General features: G+C 61.7%; 15 protein-coding genes. 10 read left to right on the top strand and 5 right to left on the bottom strand.

Annotation, left to right across the window (positions count from 1 at the left end):
* Nucleotides 1-40 precede the first annotated feature (40 nt).
* A complete protein-coding gene (locus J3P95_RS13230; RefSeq protein WP_434581040.1) occupies nt 41-2,509 on the top strand; it encodes a UvrD-helicase domain-containing protein in 2,469 nt (822 codons plus the stop codon).
* Between the two features lie 67 nt (nt 2,510-2,576).
* On the opposite strand, the gene J3P95_RS13225 is transcribed toward J3P95_RS13230, so the two are convergent.
* Entirely contained in the window at nt 2,577-2,855 is a 279-nt protein-coding gene (locus tag J3P95_RS13225) for a DUF1652 domain-containing protein (protein ID WP_186610273.1), read from the bottom strand.
* A 192-nt stretch (nt 2,856-3,047) separates the two neighbouring features.
* Entirely contained in the window at nt 3,048-4,511 is a 1,464-nt protein-coding gene (locus J3P95_RS13220) for an MFS transporter (protein WP_434581212.1), read from the bottom strand.
* 131 nt (nt 4,512-4,642) lie between these two features.
* On the opposite strand from J3P95_RS13220, the gene J3P95_RS13215 reads away from it, so the two are divergent.
* Nucleotides 4,643-5,542 (top strand): LysR family transcriptional regulator, encoded by a 900-nt coding sequence (locus J3P95_RS13215; RefSeq protein ID WP_434557289.1) that lies wholly within the window; start codon nt 4,643-4,645, stop codon nt 5,540-5,542.
* A 95-nt stretch (nt 5,543-5,637) separates the two neighbouring features.
* Here J3P95_RS13215 and J3P95_RS13210 read toward each other — a convergent pair whose 3' ends face one another.
* Nucleotides 5,638-5,862, bottom strand: coding sequence for a YgdI/YgdR family lipoprotein (locus J3P95_RS13210; protein ID WP_434557288.1), 225 nt, complete (start codon nt 5,860-5,862; stop codon nt 5,638-5,640).
* Between the two features lie 222 nt (nt 5,863-6,084).
* On the opposite strand from J3P95_RS13210, the gene J3P95_RS13205 reads away from it, so the two are divergent.
* From J3P95_RS13205 to J3P95_RS13195, 3 genes are all read left to right on the top strand, one after another.
* Complete coding sequence (locus J3P95_RS13205) at nt 6,085-7,737, top strand: VRR-NUC domain-containing protein (protein ID WP_434557287.1); 1,653 nt, start codon at nt 6,085-6,087, stop codon at nt 7,735-7,737.
* Nucleotides 7,734-10,025 (top strand): ATP-dependent DNA helicase, encoded by a 2,292-nt coding sequence (locus J3P95_RS13200; protein ID WP_434557286.1) that lies wholly within the window; start codon nt 7,734-7,736, stop codon nt 10,023-10,025. The genes J3P95_RS13205 and J3P95_RS13200 overlap by 4 nt, the downstream gene beginning before the upstream one ends.
* Before the next feature lie 89 nt (nt 10,026-10,114).
* Nucleotides 10,115-12,052, top strand: coding sequence for a PAS domain S-box protein (locus J3P95_RS13195; RefSeq protein ID WP_434581043.1), 1,938 nt, complete (start codon nt 10,115-10,117; stop codon nt 12,050-12,052).
* Nucleotides 12,053-12,079: 27 nt separating this feature from the next.
* Here J3P95_RS13195 and J3P95_RS13190 read toward each other — a convergent pair whose 3' ends face one another.
* The gene (locus J3P95_RS13190) at nt 12,080-12,310 is read right to left on the bottom strand and encodes a hypothetical protein (RefSeq protein ID WP_186632590.1); all 231 of its coding nucleotides are present in this window, start codon (nt 12,308-12,310) and stop codon (nt 12,080-12,082) included.
* A gap of 143 nt (nt 12,311-12,453) precedes the next feature.
* Here J3P95_RS13190 and J3P95_RS13185 point away from each other — a divergent pair, with 143 nt between their 5' ends.
* On the top strand, nt 12,454-12,990 hold the full coding sequence (locus J3P95_RS13185) for a hypothetical protein (RefSeq protein WP_186632587.1): 537 nt from the start codon (nt 12,454-12,456) through the stop codon (nt 12,988-12,990).
* Here the strand turns inward: J3P95_RS13185 and J3P95_RS13180 are convergent.
* Nucleotides 12,987-14,330, bottom strand: coding sequence for a cation:proton antiporter (locus tag J3P95_RS13180; protein ID WP_434581046.1), 1,344 nt, complete (start codon nt 14,328-14,330; stop codon nt 12,987-12,989). The genes J3P95_RS13185 and J3P95_RS13180 overlap by 4 nt on opposite strands.
* A gap of 262 nt (nt 14,331-14,592) precedes the next feature.
* On the opposite strand from J3P95_RS13180, the gene J3P95_RS13175 reads away from it, so the two are divergent.
* Genes J3P95_RS13175 through ligD form a run of 4 tightly spaced genes read left to right on the top strand, consistent with a single transcriptional unit; the run spans nt 14,593 to nt 20,748 of the window.
* Nucleotides 14,593-15,978: an iron-containing redox enzyme family protein gene (locus J3P95_RS13175; RefSeq protein ID WP_434557283.1), complete on the top strand. Its 1,386-nt coding sequence runs from the start codon at nt 14,593-14,595 to the stop codon at nt 15,976-15,978.
* Between the two features lie 9 nt (nt 15,979-15,987).
* Entirely contained in the window at nt 15,988-16,989 is a 1,002-nt protein-coding gene (locus J3P95_RS13170) for a methyltransferase (protein ID WP_434581048.1), read from the top strand.
* Nucleotides 16,961-18,124: a carboxylate-amine ligase gene (locus tag J3P95_RS13165; protein WP_434557281.1), complete on the top strand. Its 1,164-nt coding sequence runs from the start codon at nt 16,961-16,963 to the stop codon at nt 18,122-18,124. Before J3P95_RS13170 ends, J3P95_RS13165 begins: the two co-directional genes overlap by 29 nt.
* Nucleotides 18,121-20,748, top strand: coding sequence for a DNA ligase D (gene ligD, locus J3P95_RS13160; protein WP_434581050.1), 2,628 nt, complete (start codon nt 18,121-18,123; stop codon nt 20,746-20,748). The genes J3P95_RS13165 and ligD overlap by 4 nt, the downstream gene beginning before the upstream one ends.
* Nucleotides 20,749-20,773: the final 25 nt, after the last annotated feature.

Raw genomic sequence — 20,773 nt, 5'->3', positions numbered from 1 at the left:
ACCATAGTCGCTATGGTTCTGAAACACCGGAGTTTCCAGCGTGTCGCAACACAGCCCCGATCTTCCCCCCGAACTTTTGTCCCTGGCTCAGATGCCTTGGTTAAAACGCCTGGCCGCGCGATTTTTCGGCCACGGCCTGACCCGTCTGCGCGCCCAGCATCGCGCATCCTGGCTGCACGGCCAGGCTGATGGTTTTCGCAGCGGCCATGCCGCCGGATTCGACTACGGTTTCGGCGAAGGCAAAGCCGAAGGGCTGGAGCAGGGCCGTCAGGTCCTGTTGATCCGTGACTCACGAAGTACCGAGCACCCGTCCCCCAAGGTCGATGACCTGTTATTCGACGATTGGCGCCTGCCCGTCACCGCCGAGCTGAAGAAGCGCGTCAAAACCGACGTTGCGCGACGTTTGCCGGCGGATGAGCAGCCCAGCAGTGCGCAATGGAAAATGATTTTCAGCGACACACCTACGACTTCGGTCATGGCCGGCGCAGGTGCGGGCAAGTCCACGACATTGGTACTGCGGGTTGTGCTGCTCGCCCAGTACTTAGGTTTTGAGCTGGATTCGATGACCGTGGTGACGTTCACCCGGGAATCGCGCAAGGACTTCATCGAAAAGCTGATCGCGGTGTTTGCGCTATGGGGACGCACCATCAGCCTCAAGGAAGCGCGCGACCTGGTGCGCACCTTCCATTCCCGTCTCCTGCCCATGGTCCGTAGCCTGCCGGGGTTTGAGCGGCTACAGGCCTTCGAGACGCTGAGCCACCGCACCGGGGCGGATGACGACGACACCCAGGGCAATCCGTTCGATTTACGCATCAACGATGCCCAGCGCCAGCAACTCAATGCCTGCTATCACAGCCTCTACCAACGCGACGAGCGTTTCCGCGAGCTGATCAAGCCGCTTTCCCTCCACGCGCTGCAACTCAAGTCGCTGGAACGTGACCACCCGGATGTGCAAAAGCGCGTGGCGGTGACTGAGCTGGCGGCCCAGCGCGATGAAGCGCTGTGCGATGCGATTGAAGACTTATGGTTTCGCGCGGGTGCCTGGCCGATCAAAGGCATTGAGTCCAAGCGCCAGGTGTTCGAGATCAACGGATCACGGTTCTTTTGTCATGGCTATAGTCAGTCGCTCGATGCATGGGTGATGTTGGGGTTCGATTCCCGGGAAAACTCCCAACTGAGCCGTCCCGGTGCCAAGCTGAGCCTGCGTGCCGAATGGGCTGTAAAGCGAACCTTGTTTCAAGCTTTTTCGCGTAAGCCTTTGATTTGGCTAGATAGCTATGAAGACTCCAGGCGCGTCATGACGTCGCTGGCGGGCAACGCCAGCTCGGGCCCCGGGTTCGATTACCGGGTCAAGGGCGAACTGAGTTCAGCACCGTTGCTGGATTGTTTCGTCTCGGCGGCAGGCTTTATCGAAAACCTCGGCCTGGACGTTTCGGATGCGGTTGGCAAAATGTGTTTCGCCCAAGACGATCCGGATCGGTATTTTTTTGAAGCCTTGAGTCGTTTCTGGCGGGCGTTTGAAGACCATTTGCTCGACCAGTCGCCGCCAGTGATGACCTACAACCGGATGTTTGCGCTGTTCAGCGAGCATTCGCCAGAAAATTTCAAGCTGCTCGACGACGCGCTACTGAGGCCGCTTTCGCATCTGATGATCGACGAGTTCCAGGACGTTTCTCCACAAATCGTCTCCTGGATACGGGCGAGTCTGGGCGAGGTGCGCAGGCGCGGGCCCGCCATGCACGTGCGGCGCGGCGCGCAACGTTCATCCTTGCTGTGCGTGGGCGATGATTGGCAGTCAATCTATGGTTGGCGCGGCAGTTCGCCGAGTTTCTTCATAGGCTTCGACAAGCAGTTCCGGTCACCGGCGACAACTCGGGTAATGCTCACTGAAAACTACCGTAGCCACCAATACATCATTGATGCGGCCGAGCACATCGTTCGCTCGGCGCAATCCATCCCCGGTAAAAAAGCCAAGGCAAGCGGCAAGCCCCGAGCACCAAGTCCGGTCACGGTGCTGGACCGGGACGATGAAGGGTTGGCGCGGCGACTCGAAGAACATTACCGCAACGGTGATTCGATCTTGATGCTTTATCGAAAAAGCTCCGATAAGTCATTGATAGAAAAAAATATTAATCAAATAGTTAATGTGGATTCTAGCTTGCCGTACCCGCAGCGGCGGCTCAGGCTGATGACCTATCACAGCGCCAAAGGTCTTCAAGCTGATGCGGTGTTCCTGTTAGGGGATTGCCAGCACCTCACCCGTTCGCCCTACAAGAATCAGGTTTACCGGATGGCCGGGTTGGGCCAGGAAGGTGACGTCGAACCGTACGACACGGCGCAGAAAGACGAGATCCTGCGCCTGGCCTACGTGGGCATCACCCGAGCGGTCCAGCATTGCTACTGGTATGTCGACTCCCAGGACGGCCAGGCGGCCAATGCCCCGAAGGCTTCGGACCGGATCGGCGCGGGCAAGCCGTTCTTCCTCGACCATCGCCGTGCCCGAGGTTGAGATCAGTGAATTGAAATCCATAAAAAAAGCCCACATCAATTTGTGGGCTTTGTTTTGCCAGGACGCGTCAGGAGGCGAATCGTTGCAAGCCAACTGGCGGTACGAAGGCTTCAAGCTCGGCTTCCACCGCTTCGATGATTCGCTCGACGTCGGGGGCGTTCATTACGGTTGCGCAGGGAATGCCTGCAATCGCGATCATGGTTTCGCCGCTGGCGCGGTCGAACAACCGGGCAACCATGCTGCCTGGCGCGTCCATGCTGGCTTCGAAGCCCATAGGATGGAAATGCCAGCGCATCAATTGGCAGGCGTTGGGGAACGTCACCTTGCTGAAAGATCCTTTATTCATTTGCGGCCCGCCTTCTTCATCAAGCGCTTCCTTTTGCTCACGTCAGGAAGGAAGAGCCATCATGGCTCTACCAATGAGAATTAAAAATAGCACCTGAAAATGAACGTCACGTGGATTTTTTCAGTCCGTTTGGCGATTGGTTCAGTTTTTTTGACCTGCGTCATGACCTAACGACAAATGTCCAGCGTGCAATCATCGTTCGCCTGCGCTTTCCTGATATCCCCTCGATGGCTCTGGGACGCGGTGTTTAAACGCAATGAGCCACCCCAGGGCCGTCAATGCCAGCGCTACGCCGAAGGTGACGTGCAAGCCGTTTGCAACGTCGTCGGGGCTGGCCGTGGAGATACCGTTGGTCGGAAGCGTGGCCGCGAAAACCGCGCCGAGCACTGAGGCACCGGTTAAAAAACCCAAGTTGCGGGACAAGTTCAGCAGCCCCGAGACGACGCCGCGCCGGTTATCGGCGACTGGCGCCATCACAGCCGTGTTGTTGGCCGTCTGGAACATCGCATAGCCAAGGGTTGTCACCACGATCGCAGCGACATAGCCGCCGATGCCAAGCGCCGGGCAGAGCAATGACAACAGCGAGGTGCCAAGGACCATTGTCGCCAACCCGGCCAGCCGTATGGAGCGCGCACCGAACCGGTCAGCCAAGCGTCCGGCGGGAACCCCGGAAAGGGCGGCGAGGCACGGTCCCGCTGCCAATACCAGCCCGACGATGGTCGAAGGCAGACCGAGCGTGATAGACAGATAGAACGGCCCGACGAGCAAGGTCGCCATCATCACCGTTGCGACCAGCGCATTCGTCGCCAGGCCCGACACCAGCAAACGGTCGCCAAGCATCGCCAAGGGGATCAGTGGCGACGCGAGCCGACGCTGCACCCGGACGAATAGCCCACCGCTGAGGATGGCTGCCAGTAGCAGCCCGGCATTCAACCCGCCAAAGCTCCCGTGCCCAAGGGTCATCGCCAAGGCATAGGCGCCCAGCGTCGTGGCCAGGAGCAATGTGCCCAGGCTATCGAAGCGCACTTGCCCGGCATTTGTCGCCCTGGGGCCGGCCGGCAGCGATTGCCAAGCCAGCAGCAGCGTCAGCAGCCCGAGTGGCACGTTGATCAGGAACACCGCATGCCAACCGAACCCGCTGGTCAACAGGCCACCTACCGACGGGCCCAGGGCGGTGCCCACCGCCGACAGCGTGGCCAGCAGTCCCATCGCGGCGCCGGTCTTGGACTTTGGGATCGTTTCGCCGACCAGCGCCATCGTCAGGGTCATCATGATGGCCGCCCCTAGACCTTGCAGCGCCCGGGCGGCAATCAGCAACCACAACGAGGACGCCAAGCCACACAGGGCTGACGCTAGCGTAAATAACGCAATACCCATCAATAGAAGCGTGCGGCGGCCCATCAGGTCTCCCAGGCGTCCCATGCTGACGATCAACGTGGTGATCGCCAGCAGATAAGCCAGCACCACCCATTGCACCTGCGCGAAGGATGCCTCGAATGCCTGGGCCAGCACTGGCAAGGCCACGGTGGCTACGCTGGCGCCCAAGGAGGCGAGCAGCGTGGAAAGTGCAAGGCTGGCCAGGGCCCAGCGTGCAGAAACGCCCTGATGTCGAAATGCGCCCGATGGCAAGCGTTGCTCTGTATCGGCTGGCTTCATCATGTTCCCTCTGTTTGCTGCTCTCGCATTGGAGCTGTCGGAACAGTACGCCGAGGCATAACATGGCGGAAGACGCACCAGTTGCATGTTATAGCTGCGTCAAACGCCATCTATCAGAACCGGGGCCGACCATGTCCACACCTGACCTCAACCTGCTCGTTACCCTTGAGGCCTTGCTGTCCGAAGGCAGCGTGGCCGGTGCGGCCCGACGCCTGCGATTGAGCCCCTCGGCCATGAGCCGAGCGCTGGCGCGTCTACGCCAGGCCACCGGTGATCCTTTATTGGTACGGGCGGGGCGTGGGCTGGTTCCGACGCCACGGGCGCAGGAGTTGCGCGAACAGGTGGGTCAACTGCTACAGGACGTCCAGGCGGCGCTGCGCCCGGTGCAGGCCCCGGATCTGCGACGAATCAACCGCACCTTCACGCTGCGCACCCGCCAAGGGTTCGTGGAAAACTTCGCGGTCGAGCTGCTTGCCCACATTGGCGGCCAAGCACCTGGAATAAGGCTGCGTTTTGTCGACAAGGCGGACCGCGACAGCACGGCGCTACGCGAAGGCAGCGTGGATCTGGAGACCGCCGTGGTGGGTGAGGACACCCGCCCGGAGTTGCGCACGCAAGCGCTGTTCAGCGATCGCCTGATGGGTGTGGTGCGGGCGGGGCATCCCTTGAGTCGGGGCGAGGTGAACGTTGCCGACTATGCGGCGGGCCAGCACATCGGCGTTTCCATGCGTGGCCTCGAGCATGGCCTGATCGACCAGGCCCTGGGCTCGATGGATTTGACCCGCGAAATCATTACCACCGTACCGGGCTTCTCCACTGCGCTGGGCCTCGCCCGTTCAAGCGACCTGATCGCCAGCGTGCCGGAACGCTACACCGCCCGTTTGCGCACCGACATGCACAGTTTCGCGCTGCCGTTCGCGGTGCCTGAATTTACCGTCGCCATGCTTTGGCACCCAAGGATGGATGCTGATCCTGTGCACCGCTGGCTAAGGAGCTGTCTGCGGGAGGTGTGTTCGGGGACTGGAAGTTGAAGCGTTGGCCAAGGTGAACGACCTGATGCTGACAGGCTCGGGCCGGTTTGCTGGAACACAAGAGGCCAGCCCTCACGGAGAGGGCTCGATTACAATCAATCTTCCTTGCGTATCGTCGCCACCTCATCAGCGCGCACCCGCACTTTTCTGCCCGAAATGTCTTCGAACTCGTAGAAGCCGTCGGCGGTACGGGTATTGGGGGTGTCCTCGGTCAAATACTGCGTACCGTTCTGCAAGGTCACTACGGTCGGTGTCGAACAGCCGGCCAGCGCCAGGAACGTCACGGCGACCAAGGGCAGCCCGAGAAACCTGATGTTCATAGTCCATAACCTCTAGTCAAAAAGACGCGAGCCCGGCTGATTCGACCGGGCCATCACTGAGTTAACCGCCATTGGTCTCGCTTGCCGTAGGAAAGTTCATCGCCGATCGAAGGATTTCACCTTTAAATATAGGAGACCGCTCATCTTTTGCAGTTGCTTGGGCCGCGAGTAGCTGATATCTGTACGCATAACCAGTACTTCCTGCATGCGTGGCGCTTTTCCGTGACAGCCAACCCCCTCGACGATCCCTTTTACTATCTGAACAACTTCCAGCGAGTACTCGCATGGCTGACGCAACGTTACGCCGATGTGCTCGGCAGCGAAGAATTGCGCTTCATCGAGGATTTCTCGGCATTGCCGCGCTCGTCCCAGGGGTTGTTGGTACGGTTGGTGATGCGCAAGGGGCTGCACTTTCGCCGCAACAAACTGCACTACGGCGAAATCGGCGAAATCGACCTCGCCGTGGCGCCGTTGTTGGCGCTGGGCTGGGTCGAGGAGCACGCCAGTCTTACCCTGGTCGAGCTGTTTGACGTGTTGCTCAAGCAGGAAGTCCTCCTCTGCCTGGGTCATTTGATCGAGCACCCCAAGGCGAAAAAGACCCAATGGCTGCAGGCCTTGAGCGATCATTGCAGCCAACCCCAGCCGTTTCGCGATTGGTGCCCTCAGCTCGAGGATCGACTGTTCAGCGTCACGGTCATGGCGCTGTGCGACCGCTTGCGACTGATGTTTTTCGGTAATCTTTACCAGGACTGGTCGGAGTTCGTGTTGGCGGACTTGGGCATCTTCACTTATGAAGCGGTCGAGTTCAGCGTCGAATCCCGGGGATTGCGCAGCCGACAGGACATCAATGCGTGTTTTTTCCTGCATCAATGCCAGCAAGCTTTCGAGGCTGGCGAGCCGCTCGAATCGATCCTCACCCAAGTCGACAGCCTGGTTCTGGACAACCCTTGGCTGGAGCGGCGCCGAGGCAAATTGTTGTTCCAGATCGGCCAGCACGGCGAGCGCACCGGCGATTTTGCCTTGGCCCTGCGCATTTATCGCGATTGCACGTACCCCGGCGCCCGGCTGCGGATGATCCGGGTACTGGAGCGGATCGGCGAATATGCCTTGGCCCTTGAGCTGGGCGAAGCAGCGGCCCAGTCGCCGCAAAGTGCCGCCGAACATCAGGCCTTGCTGAGGATTGTGCCTCGACTGCGGCGCAAACTGGGTGGGCCACCGGTGCCACGGGCGATGGCTCGGGCGGTGGAGCGGCTGGACCTGCATTTGCCCCGCGTCGACCCGGCGCTGTCGGTGGAGTATTGCGTCCAGGCGCATCTGCATGATGAGGCCGCGCCGGTACATTACGTCGAGAACAGTCTGGTTAACTCGCTGTTCGGCCTGTTGTGCTGGCCGGCGATCTTCGCGCCGCTGCCGGGCGCCTTTTTCCACCCGTTCCAACGCGGCCCGGTGGACCTGCTCCATGAAGATTTCCATGACCGCCGCGCCGAGCTGTTCGCGGCATGTTTCGCCGAGTTGGAGGACGGTCGCTATCGGCACACCATCCGCCGCCGCTACGCGCAAAAGTCGGGCGTGCAATCGCCTTTCGTATTCTGGGGCGCGCTGTCCGAGGAGTTGCTGGACCAAGCGCTCGACTGCTTGCCGGCTGAACACCTCAGGCACTGGTTCAACCGCCTGCTGTTGGATATCAAGGCCAACCGTGCCGGAATGCCCGACCTGATCCAGTTCTGGCCGCAGCACAAGACCTACCGCATGATCGAAGTCAAAGGCCCGGGTGATCGCCTGCAGGACAACCAATTGCGCTGGCTGGACTTCTGCCATGAGCACCAGATGCCTGTCGCGGTCTGTTATGTGCAATGGGCGGAGCAGGGCGCATGACCGAGGCGCCGAGCTACTGCATCGCGGTCCGGGCGTTGTGTGAATTCACTGCCAAGGTCGGCGATCTGGACCTGCGTTTCACCCCGTCGCCCACGGCGCTGGAAGGCATTGTCGGCCACCGGACCGTGGCATCGCGGCGCAGTGAGGGCTATCAGGCCGAAGTGAGCCTGGAGGGCGTCTATCACGCGCTGAAGGTCAAGGGTAGGGCGGACGGCTACGATCCGGTCCGCAACTGCCTTGAAGAGGTGAAGACGTATCGGGGCGACCTGGGCAAACAACCCGACAACCATCGCCAGTTGCATTGGGCCCAGGCGAAGATCTACGGCTGGCTGATGTGCCAGAAGCTGCAATTGCCGCGCATCGACGTGGCCTTGGTGTATTTCGACATTGTCAGTGAAAAGGAGACTTGCCTGGCGCAAAGCTTCGATGCGCCGCAACTCCAGGCGTTTTTCGAGCAGCAATGCGCACTATTCCTGGCTTGGGCCGAACAGGAGATGCGCCATCGCCTGGCACGTAACCTGGGGGCCCAGGCCCTGGCATTTCCCCACGCCGGTTTCAGGCCCGGCCAACGGCACCTGGCTGAGTCGGTGTTCAAAGCGGTAAGCACCGGTCGTTGCCTGATGGCCCAGGCGCCCACGGGGATCGGCAAGACCGTGGGCACCTTGTTCCCCATGCTCAAGGCTCTCGCGCCGCAGCGCCTGGACAAGGTGTTTTTTCTCACGGCGAAAACCCCGGGGCGCAAGCTGGCGCTGGACGCGGCTCGGCTGATCACCCAACGCGACTCCACGATGCCGCTGCGGGTATTGGAAATAATCGCTCGGGACAAGGCCTGCGAACACCCGGACAAAGCCTGCCATGGCGAATCGTGCCCCCTGGCCCGCGGGTTTTACGATCGGCTGCCGCAGGCCCGGGAGGCGGCAAGCCAGGTCACGCTGCTCGATCAGGCTGCGTTGCGTGACATCGCGCTGGCCCATGAGGTTTGTCCGTATTATTTGAGCCAGGAAATGGCCCGATGGGCGGATGTGGTGGTGGCCGACTACAACTATTACTTCGACTTCAGCGCCTTGCTCTTCGGCCTCGCCCAGGCCAATGCCTGGACGGTCGCGACCCTGGTGGACGAAGCGCACAACCTGGTCGAGCGCGGCCGGCAGATGTACAGCGCGACCCTTGATCAGTCCGCACTCGCGGCGGTGCTGAAAACCGCGCCCGCTCCGTTGAAGAAGGCGCTGCAGAAGGTCAATCGGCAGTGGAGCGCCTTGCATGAACCACAAGTCGCCGCTTACCAGGCCTATGGCAAACCCCCGGACAAGTTGCTCCAGGCGCTGGGGTCCTGCGTCACGGCCATCGGTGACTACCTGAACGATCATCCCCAGGGACTCGACAGCGGGCTGCAAGCGTTCTATTTCGACGCCCTGCAATTCGGTCGCGTGGCGGAGTCGTTCGACGAGCATTTCCTGTTCGACATCCACAAGCGCGAGTCCGGTCGCCAGCGCAGCCTCTCTACGTTGTGCCTGCGCAACGTCGTCCCGGCCGGGTTCCTGCGGCCCAGGTTCACGGCGTCGCGCAGCAGCGTGCTGTTTTCCGCGACCCTGAGTCCTCGCCCGTATTACGCGGACCTGCTGGGAACACCGGCCGACACTGTATGGATCGACGTCGAGTCGCCGTTCCAGGCGCAACAGCTGGATGTCCAGGTGATCAGCCGGATTTCTACCCGGTTTGCCCATCGCCAGGCATCCCTGGAGCCTATCGTCGCGCTGATGGCGCGCCAGTTCGAAGGACGTCCTGGCAACTACCTCGCGTTCTTCAGCAGTTTCGATTATTTGCAGCAAGTGGCCGAACTGTTCGCCGAGCGGCACCCGCACATTGTCACCTGGACGCAATCGCGCGGCATGGGCGAGGCGCCTCGCCAGGCGTTCCTCGAACGATTCATGGAGCACAGCCAGGGCGTCGGCTTCGCGGTGCTGGGCGGTGCGTTCGGGGAGGGGATCGACCTGCCGGGTTCGCGACTGATCGGCGCCTTCATTGCCACCTTGGGCTTGGCTCAGTTCAACCCGGTCAACGAGCAGATCAAGCAACGCATGGCGGTCATTTTTGGCGATGGCTACGATTACACCTATTTGTACCCCGGCCTGCAAAAGGTCGTGCAAGCGGCGGGTCGCGTCATCCGCACCCAGCAGGATCAAGGCGTCGTCATGCTCATCGACGACCGGTTTGGCGAGGCCAAGGTGCAGCGGCTGCTACCGCAATGGTGGTCGGTCAGGCCGGAACAGGTCCAATCCCCCCACTAGCAACGCCCATAACCCCACATAAATCAGGTTTTTCCTCCGGCGACACTTGTTTCATACTCCACGAAATCCCCAAGGATTCCTCGGCCAACATGCTTGAGAACAACCCAAAGACCAGCCCCGTCATCAATGAAGACCAGCGCTTTCGATTGCTCATCGACGCCGTGGTCGACTATGCCATCTACATGACTGATCCGTCGGGCATCATCACCAGTTGGAACTCCGGCGCCCGACGTTTCAAGGGCTATGAAGAATCCGAAATCCTCGGTGAGCATTTTTCCCGTTTCTATACCGACCAGGACCGTGCCGCCGGCCTGCCGCAGCGGGCGCTGGATACGGCCGTGAGCGAGGGGCGCTTCGAAGGCGAGGGCTGGCGGGTGCGCAAGGACGGCACGCTGTTCTGGTCCCATGTGGTCATTGATCCGATCATCGACAGCCAGAGCGGAGAACTGCTCGGCTTCGCCAAGATCACCCGCGACCTGACCGATCGCAAGATGGCCGAAGAAACCCTCAAGCAAAGCGAGCAGCAGTTTCGTCTGTTGGTGCAGAGCGTCACCGACTACGCCATTTACATGCTCGGTCCGGATGGCCAGGTGACCAACTGGAACCAGGGCGCGCAGCGGATCAAGGGGTACTTGCCGGCGCAAGCCATCGGCCAGCATTTTTCGATGTTCTATACACCCGAAGACCGCGAAGCCGGTGAGCCACAGCGCGCCCTGAGCATCGCTGCCAGTGAGGGCCGTTTTGAAAAGAAGGGTTGGCGCGTGCGCAGGGATGGCACGCGATTCATGGCGCATGTGGTCATCGATGCGATTCGCAGCGATACCGGGACGTTGTTGGGCTTTGCCAAGATCACCCGCGACATCACCGATGCCACGCAGGCTCAGCAAGCCCTTGAACAGGCCCGTGAAGCACTGTTCCAGTCACAGAAATTGCAAGCCATCGGCCAGCTTACCGGCGGCATCGCCCATGATTTCAACAACCTGTTGACGGTGATCCTCGGCAACCTGGAAATCGTGCGCAAGCGCATGCCCAGCGATCCGAAGCTCAGCCAGCTGTTGGATAACGCGACCCAGGGCGCACTTCGCGGCGTGTCGCTGACCCAGCGGATGCTCGCGTTTGCCCGCCGGCAGAAGCTCACTTCCGAATCGGTGGAGCTGGCGGCGTTGGTGCAGGGCATCAGCGGTCTGCTGCAAAGCTCCATGGGCCCTTCGATTCACATCCAGACCCAGTTCGCCGAGGCGTTGGCGCCGGTGTGGGCCGATGTCAACCAACTCGAACTGGCGATCCTCAACCTGGCGACCAACGCCCGGGACGCCATGCCACAAGGCGGCAGGATACTCATCCAGGCGCAGGAACGGTTGGCGACCGAGGTCACGGGACTGGACAAGTCCTTGGCCCCCGGGCGGTACATTTGCCTGGCGATCACGGACGAGGGCGAGGGCATGGACGAGGTGACGCTGGCCTCGGCGGTGGATCCGTTTTTCACCACCAAGGGCGTGGGCAAGGGCACCGGCCTGGGTCTGTCCATGGTGCACGGCCTCGCCGAGCAGTTGGGCGGCAGGCTGATACTCAGGAGCGAAAAAAGTATCGGCACCACCGCCGAGCTTTGGCTGCCGGTGGCAGATGATTCGGTAGCGGAGACGCCGCCTGTGACGCAGATGCCGGCGCCACCGGTCCAGGAGCTGCGCGTGCTGGTGGTGGACGATGACAGCCTGGTGCTGACCAGCACCCGCCTGATGATCGAAGACCTGGGACATCGGGTTCACTGCGCACCATCGGGCGCCCAGGCGCTGGAGTTGTATGAGCGCAACCAGGGCATCGATCTGGTGATCACCGACATGGCCATGCCACAAATGGATGGCGCGCAGCTGGCAAAGTTGCTGCGTATGCGCCAGCCGAACCTGCCGATCATCCTCGCGACCGGTTATGCCGAACGCCTGGAAGGCTTCGCCATTGAGCTGCCGCGGCTGACCAAGCCGTTCAAGCAGATCGACCTGGTGCAGATCATTGGGCAGACGATGAAATAAATCCCCTCGCCACAGGAAAGGTATTGCTCACTGTGTATTTTTCTTGAACCCCCGCAGATTCATCGCACACAGGCAGAACTGCAAGACGATCAGTGCGTAAGCGCTGGTATGCAGGCCCCACACCACCCACAAAATATTGCTGACGATAAAACAGCTGAATCCCGCCACCCGCCGGCGCGGCTGGCGTGAGCCGATCAGCCATGCGGCCAGCACCGTTACCCCCATCGCGGGCCATTGGACCCATCCCAGATAATCCACGCAGTTTTCCTCTTGCCCTCGTTGCCTTTAAAGACCCCAACGGTGCCATAGCGTTTCCTTGGACCTTTGGTCCATCCGCTTGAACTTGCCTCGCGACGCTCCCTTCTAATGGCGCTCTATCACGCCGAGGGACAACTTGCGCAATGCCCAGAATCCTTACCCGCCAGACCCCGGAAGAAGAACTCACCGAGCACAACGCCAAGCTGTTCGGCTCGCCCAAGGAACGGCTGGACTTTTACCGTCGGGAAATCCAATACGAAACCAGCATCCTGGCTAATCGAACCGATGCCTACCTGACCGCCCAGTCGTTTTTGGTGATCGCCTTCGCCTCCTGCATGGCCAACCTGAATCCGGAGTGGGGCAAGCTGTTTACGCTGATCGTGCCGCCATTCCTCGCGCTGCTGGGTTTCCTGAGTTCGCTCAATGCCTGGCCGGGCATCCGCGCCGCCTACGAGATCATCGATCATTGGCATTTCAAGCAAAGTGAATTGCTGCGCAGTGAACCGCTGATGGGCCTGGCCTACGATGAATCGCCGCTGTTCAGCGAGCGCGAGTCGACCCATAAGGGTTATCGCAAGTCGCTGCTGTTCTCGTTGCGCACGCCGTGGATCTTTGCGGCGTTCTGGGTGCTGCTGGGGGTCTACTCAGTGTTCATCCAAGTCACCGATCCGGGCGGCTAATCGTCGGGCTTCGCTTTATGGCGCTCGTACCAGGCCAGCGCGGGCTGGGTGCTTAACCCGTGCACCAGGATGCTCAGCGCTACCACCGACAACGTGAGGTTGATGCACAGCGCTGCCACGTCCGGCGGCAAATCATGATTCAGGGCATAGAACAGGTAAAACAGGCTGCCGATGCCACGGATGCCGAACCAGCCGATCAATAGCCGTTGCGGTCCTTTCAACAACCGCCCCCAAGGCATTGCCAGCACGCTCAAGGGGCGTATCACCACAAACAGCAGTCCGCCGACGATCAAGGCGCGCCAATCCCAGTGGTTGGCGAGCACGACCCCCAGGAGCGTTACCAGGAAGACCTCCATGGACCGCTCCACCAAACTGCCGAACGCCAGCATGTCGCTCATCATCACACCGGCCGCCACCTGGCCGTCGTCCAGCCCCTGCGCGTCGCCCAGCACCGCCTGCTCGGGATTGACCGTTTCGTGTCCGACCACCGCTTGCACCAGGTGCTCGGCCGGTGGCGCGTCTTCATCGCCGGAGTCGACCTCGGCCTGACGCAGCCCCAGGCCAGCGGCGAAAACGGAAAGAAAGCCATAGCCCTGGACGGCTTCCGCCGCGACGTAGGCGAGGGCAATCAAGGCCAGGGCCAGGTAGTCATTGGGCGATAAGGTGCTGTCGGCGTTCTTGATACGCATCGACAAGGTGAGTCGACCGATGCCGCGCCCCAGCCAATAGCCAATCAGCAGGCCCGCCGGCACGGCCCATAAGACGTCGCCCAAAGCCCATTCACCGAGGAAACCGCCGTCGGGTTCGCGCAGCATCAACAAGCCAAGGATGACAAACGGAAATGCGGTGCCGTCGTTCAGTCCGGCCTCCCCGGACAGGCCGAAACGCACGCGGTCATTGTCGCGGGCATCGTTCACCTGTACCAGGGCCGCCAGCACCGGGTCGGTGGGCGCCAGTATTGCGCCGATCAATAGCGAGAGACCCCAGCCCAGGCCAAACAGATAATGCAGGACCAGGCACAAGCCGGCGATGGTCAGGATCATCACCGGACCGGCGAGACCATAGGCAACGCGCCAGCTGCGGTCCTTCAGCGGCAGGCGAAGCTTGAGACCGCTGACAAACAGCGAGAACACCACGGCGACTTCGGTCAGATGCTCCATCCATACCGAGGAATCGCCGACTTCGAGTCTCAGCAACCCGAGCCCCGCTGGCCCGATGGCGACGCCCAGGGCCAGGCACACCGCCGAGGTGGTCACCGGCATCCAGCGAAGGTAGGACGATGTCAGGGCCAGGGTCAGCAACACCGCTCCGAGCACGGCCACCCACACGGTAAAGATCATGGTTGCTCCTTGGATAGCGCCTGCGTTGGGTGGCGATGACCACGGGTCCCTGTAGCTCGCCACATAGGCTACCTCGCTACATGGACGGGTTGTTGCTGCCTAAGGTTTGAGAGCCGGAGCGAAGCGAGGGTTCAACCGTATTGCACGCGGTTCCGTTTATCCGGCGGCCTATCGATCCTGGGGAATTTTTTCCCCCGCGCAAGGCTCTGCAAAGGAAGAGACGTACTGATCCAGCGTCCTGCCGAGAACCCAAGAGGCCCTTATGACTGCGCTGACACCCCTTCAATCCCGGCCTGCCACCGCGCAGCCATTTTCCACGGCCGGTAACGTGCGCCAATCGTACGAGCGGCTGCTGCAAGGCCCCGACGATGCAGACAAGCAAGCGGTTGCCCAAGCGTTCCTGCAACCCTGCCTTGAACAAGCCAGCGCACTGCCGCAGGAAATGCCTGACGATCCGGCGGCATTGCTGGCCTGGGTCGAGCAGCACAGCGCCGACGTGGCCCGGCAATATGCCGATTACCTGGAACGTCGGAAAAACGGCGGCCGTCGGGAGTTCTTCACCAGCAAGGCCCACGCCTTGTATTTCCTCCAGGCCGTGGCGCCGACCAAACTGGTGGACGGCGCCTGGTTGTACGGCGTGCTCAAGCACTGGCATGACCACCGTTTCGAAGGGTTGCTGTGCACCTACCTGGAAGAGCTTGGCGACGGCGTCCCCGCACAGAACCATGTGGTGCTCTACCGCAAATTGCTTGCCGAACACGGCCTGCCGGACATGCCCGACATTGATGACGATCGCTACCTGCAAGGCGCCGTGCAACTGGCCCTCGGCTATGCTGGCGACGAGTATCTGCCCGAAGTCATCGGCTATAACCTGGGCTACGAACAGCTGCCACTGCACTTGCTGATCAGCGCCTACGAGCTGAGCGAACTCGACATTGACCCGTATTATTTCACCCTGCACGTGACCATCGATAACGCCAGCACCGGCCACGCCCACAAAGCCGTGCAGTCGCTGATGCAGTTGATGCCGATGGAGGCGGACCGCGAATCGTTCTGGCGCCGGGTCACCCGGGGCTACCGCCTCAACGATCTGGGGCAGGGCAGTCGGGCGGTCATCGAGTCGTTTGACCTGGAGCGCGAGCTGCTCGACATGCTCGAGCGCAAGCGCCCGTTCGGCCAGCACATGCATTCCGACTACTGCAAATTCGAAGGCAAGACCGTCAATCAATGGCTGGCGGAACCCGGGCAACTGCAGGGCTTCTTGAATGCCATGCAGGGCAAAGGCTGGATCCGGCGTCACGAAGACCCGCAAAACAGTCGGTTCTGGACCCTCATCGAAGGCGCCGGGGCCGCGATGTTCGGGGTGTTCAGCCCCTATGAGAAACAACTGCTGCACGATTGGATCGCCGGCGACTGGCTGGACGAGCGCGGTCGACCCGGAGCCCGTCGCAGTCATGGCGCGGCCCATGAGCCACCGACGCCAGCGCAGGACCCGGATGTGCAGAACTTGCAGCAAACGCTGCGGGGCAAGGCGCCCGACGAGCAGATGCAGATCCTGATGCCCTGGCTTTCGGCCCGCTGCCACAGCCATCCGGCCGGGTTGCTGGCGACCCGCCGCTTCATCGAACTCAAATCCGCCCTTCGTTAGGAGCCTTGCATGAATCAGGAAGATCGCCTGTCCGAACCTGACCTGGCGCTGTTGCAACTGGGCCGCCGCCTGCACGCCGACGGCTACCGTTTTATCACTCCGACACCGTTGACCCACGAACGGGTCAACCAACGGCCCGGTAACGAGCGCTCGAAGACCCTGCGGGACGTGTTCGGTTGGTCGCGGCCGTTTGCACCGGGGCTGATCTCCGCCGACGAACAGCGCCAGTTACAGGACGCCCAAGTACTCGAAGCGCGCGATGGCCTGCTTTACAGCCGCGTGCGCTGGTCAAGCCTGGACGGCATGCTGTTCGCCCATTCGCCGTTTCCCACACAGGCCACCGACGCGGTTTTTTTTGGCCCGGACAGCTACCGTTTTGCCCAACTGATCCACACTCATCTGCAACAGAACTTCAGCGCGGTGCATCGGGCCGTGGACATCGGCTGCGGTGCCGGCGTCGGAGCGCTGGTGATTGCCCGTGCCCGGCGCGAGGCTCAGGTGTTGGCCGTGGACATCAATCCAATGGCCTTGCGCCTCTGCGCGGTCAACGCGGCGCTGGCTGAGGTCGCCAACGTCGAGATTGGCCACAGTGACGTGCTGCAAGACGTGGAAGGCAGCTTCGACCTGATCGTCGCCAATCCGCCTTACATGGCCGACCCGGCCGAGCGCGCCTACCGCCATGGCGGCGGCGCGCTGGGCGCCGGGTTGTCGCTGCGCATCGTCGAGCAGGCGTTGCCCCGGCTGACGCCTGGCGGTTCGCTGGTGCTCTATACCGGTGTGGCGATGGTCGATGGCCGCGATCCGTTCCTCGAAGCCTTGGGCGCCTGGCGCGACTCGGCCGAGTTCGGCTGGACCTACAGGGAATTGGACCCGGACGTCTTCGGCGAGGAGTTGCTGACCCCGGGTTATCAGGACGTGGAAAGGATCGCCGTGGTGGCGTTGGTTGTCACCCGCACGGGTGCGGGTATCGGAGGGAACAGCGATGAACAGGCGTCTGAAGTTCGGCATTGAAGAAGAATATTTCATCACCGACCTGCAAACCCGGCGCATGCCCGACCAGCCGCCCGCGGCGGCGGTTGCGGCATGCCGGGAGGAGCTGGGCGAACATTTTGCCCACGAGATGTTCCTGAGCCAGGTGGAGATGGCTTCGCCGATCTTCCAGAGCCTGGCCGAGGCGGCCGATTACCTGGCCCAGGTGCGTAGCGGCCTGACGCGACGCCTCGCACCCCATGGCCTGGGATTATTGAGCGCCGGCTCACATCCGATGACCACCGTTGGCTTGCAGCCCACCGACGAGTTGCATTTCCAGCAACTGTTCGACGATTACCAGCGAGTGGCGCGACGCAGTGTGTTGTCGGGCCTGCACGTGCACGTAGAGGTGCCGACCGGCCAAGACCGGGTCCGCATCATGAACGAAGTGCTGCCCTGGCTGCCGATGCTGTTGGCGTTGAGCGCGTCTTCACCGTTCTGGAACGGCGCCCACAGCGGGTTCAGCAGTTATCGCCAAGTGGCCTGCGATGAATGGCCGCGAATGGGTATACCGGAGTTTTTCGAGGACGAGCCGGCATTCAACGGCTACGTCGAAATGCTCACGCGCACCGGTTCCATTCGCCAGCCCAGTGACTGCTGGTGGGTGCTCAGGCCTTCGTCGCGGTATCCGACGCTTGAGCTGCGTATCTGCGATGCCTGTCCGCGAATCGACGATGTCCTGTGTCTCGTATCGCTGTTTCGCCTGATGGTGGCCCATGCCGTTGCTCAGCCAAAACCGGGGGCCGACTACAGCCTGATGTCCCACTGGATCCTCAAGGAAAACCGCTACCGGGCCAAGCGCCACGGCATCCTCGCGGAGTTCATCGTTGAAGGGCAGGATCAACCCATGCTCATCGGCGAATGGCTGAACCTGGCCGAACAGACCTTTGCCGACACCGCGACAGCGCTAGGCGTGCAGGACGTTTTCAAGCAAGCCCGCCGGATCATCCAGGAAGGCACCAGTGCCGATCGCCAGGTTGTGCTCTATGAACAAGGCTTGCTGCTGGGGGACTCGATTGAACAGGCCCTGAGCCGGGTCGTTGATCAGCTGCTGTCGGAAACCGCGGGCATGCCCGTGGCCGATCCCACCCTTGCGCAAGTTGCGGGTGGCCCATGACCAGCAAAACCCTTGATGATTACAACCGCATGCGCGATTTCGCCGCCACCCCGGAGCCGGCGGCGAAGCGCTCGCGCAAGTCGGCGAAAACCGCCCACTCCCTGCAGTACTGCATCCAGAAGCACGACGCCACGCGGCTGCATTACGACTTCCGCCTGGAACTGGACGGCGCGCTCAAGAGCTGGGCGGTGCCCAAGGGCCCGTCCCTGGACCCGAAGGTCAAGCGCCTGGCCGTGCACGTCGAAGACCATCCGCTCGATTACGCGACCTTCGAGGGCAGCATTCCGGAGGGACACTACGGCGCCGGTGAGGTCATCGTCTGGGACCGTGGCGTGTGGATCCCACAGGGCGATGTGCACGAATCCTACGAAAAGGGCCGGCTCAAGTTCGAACTGCGCGGGGAAAAACTCGCCGGCCTGTGGAACCTGGTGCGCACTCACATGCCGGGCAAGCAGGAGCAATGGTTCCTGATCAAGCACCAGGACGACGCAGCTCGTCCGGAAAGCGAGTACAACGTGGTCGAGGCCGAGCCGGACAGCGTGCTCAGCGACCGCACCATCGTGCCCAAGCGCCGGGGCAAGGCTGCCGCGGCCAACGCCGTGAAGCAGCCGGAAAAAACCGCCAAGGCCAAGCCGTCGAAAAAGAACGCCAAGACCACCCTCAGCGGCGCGGTGGCCGGCCCGATCCCCGAAACCCTCAAGCCGGAACTGGCGACCTTGGTGGAAAGCGCGCCCGATGGCGACTGGCTCTACGAGATCAAGTTCGACGGCTACCGGGTCATGGCGCGTATCGACAACGGCGATGTCCGCTTGATCACGCGCAACGGCCACGACTGGACCCACAAACTGCCGAAACAGGCCGAGGCCCTGGCCGGGCTGGGACTGGAATCGGCCTGGCTCGACGGTGAAATGGTCGTCGCCAATGAGCAAGGCGTGCCGGACTTCCAGGCCCTGCAAAACGCCTTCGACGCCGGCAGCAGTGGCAAGATCGCTTATTACCTGTTCGACTTGCCGTACCTCAATGGCATGGATTTGCGCAAAGTCCCGGTGCAAGAGCGCCGGGCCGCGCTGGCCGCCGTGCTTGAGCCCAACGAAGATCCGCTGCTGCGCTTCTCCGATGCCTTCGAGGAAACTCCCGAGGCGCTGCTCAACAGCGCCTGCCAGATGCAGATGGAAGGGTTGATCGGCAAGCGTCAGGGCAGTGCGTATGTGTCGCGCCGCAGCAACGACTGGATCAAGCTCAAGTGCAAGAATCGCCAGGAGTTCGTGGTGGTCGGTTTCAGCGACCCAAAGGGCGCTCGCAGCGCATTCGGTGCTCTGTTGCTGGGCCTGCACGACGTCGATAGCGGTGAGCTGCGCTACGCCGGCAAGGTCGGCACCGGCTTCAACGAAACCACGCTAAAAAGCATCTACCAGCAGTTATTGCCCCTGGAGACGAAAAAAGCCGCCGTGGTCAACCCGCCGACCGGCTACGACGCCAAGGGCGTGCACTGGCTTAAGCCCGAGTTGCTGGCCGAAGTGGCGTTTGCCGAGATGACCAAGGAGGGTTCGGTGCGCCATGCGGTGTTCCACGGTTTGCGCAACGACAAGCCGGCGAAGGCGATTACCCAGGAACTGCCGAAACCGGTCGAAAAAACCGCGAAGAAAAAAACCGCAGCCAAGGACGAACCGGAACCGGCATCCGCCAAGCCCAAGGCAAAAGCCAAGGCCAAGACCACCCAGGCGCCGGCCTTGGAGGGCAAGGTCCGCATCACCCACCCGGAGCGGGTTATCGATGCGAGCAGTGGCACGACAAAAATGCAACTGGCCGAATATTACGCCAGCGTCGCCGACTTCATCCTGCCGGAACTGGCCGACCGTCCGGTGGCGTTGGTACGGGCACCGGACGGCATCGCCGGCGAGCTGTTTTTCCAGAAGAACCCCGAGCGGTTGGGCATTCCCGGCATCACCAGCCTGGACAAGGACCTGACCGGGCAACCGGTGATGATCATCAATAACGCCGAAGCACTGATTGGCGCGGTACAGATGAGCACCGTGGAATTGCACACCTGGAACGCAACGTCCGTCGATCTGGACAAGCCAGATCGCTTTGTCCTCGACCTCGACCCGGACCCGGCATTGCCCTGGAAAAGCATGGTGGAAGCCACACAGCTGACCTTGTCGGTGCTCGATGAGCTGGGCTTGAAGGCGTTTCTCAAGACCAGCGGCGGCAAGGGCATCCACGTGGTGGTGCCTCTCACGCGTAAACTTGGCTGGGACGAGGTCAAGGGCTTCAGTCACGCCATCGTCAGCCACATGGCCAAGCTGTTGCCTGATCGCTTCTCGGCGGTGTCAGGGCCGAAAAACCGGGTAGGGCGGATCTTCATCGATTACCTGCGCAACGGCCTCGGTGCCACCACCATCTGCGCTTACGCGGCTCGGACCCGCGAGGGGCTACCGGTGTCGGTGCCGATTTATCGCGAAGAAATCGCCGAACTCAAGGGCGCCAACTTATGGAACGTGCACAACGTCCACGAGCGTCTGGCAGAGGTCGGGCATGAGCCGTGGGCGGATCTGAAGAAAACCCGCCAGAGCATCACCGCCGAGATGCGCCGGCGGATCGGCATGAAGAAAACCGCTAAATAGCCCTATATGTTCGCGGCCGGTTTGC

Source organism: Pseudomonas sp. Z5-35 (assembly GCF_051131945.1).
Lineage (GTDB): Bacteria > Pseudomonadota > Gammaproteobacteria > Pseudomonadales > Pseudomonadaceae > Aquipseudomonas > Aquipseudomonas marvdashtae.
Note: the sequence above shows the minus strand (reverse complement) of the source record. Positions and strands in the feature narration are given on the sequence as shown.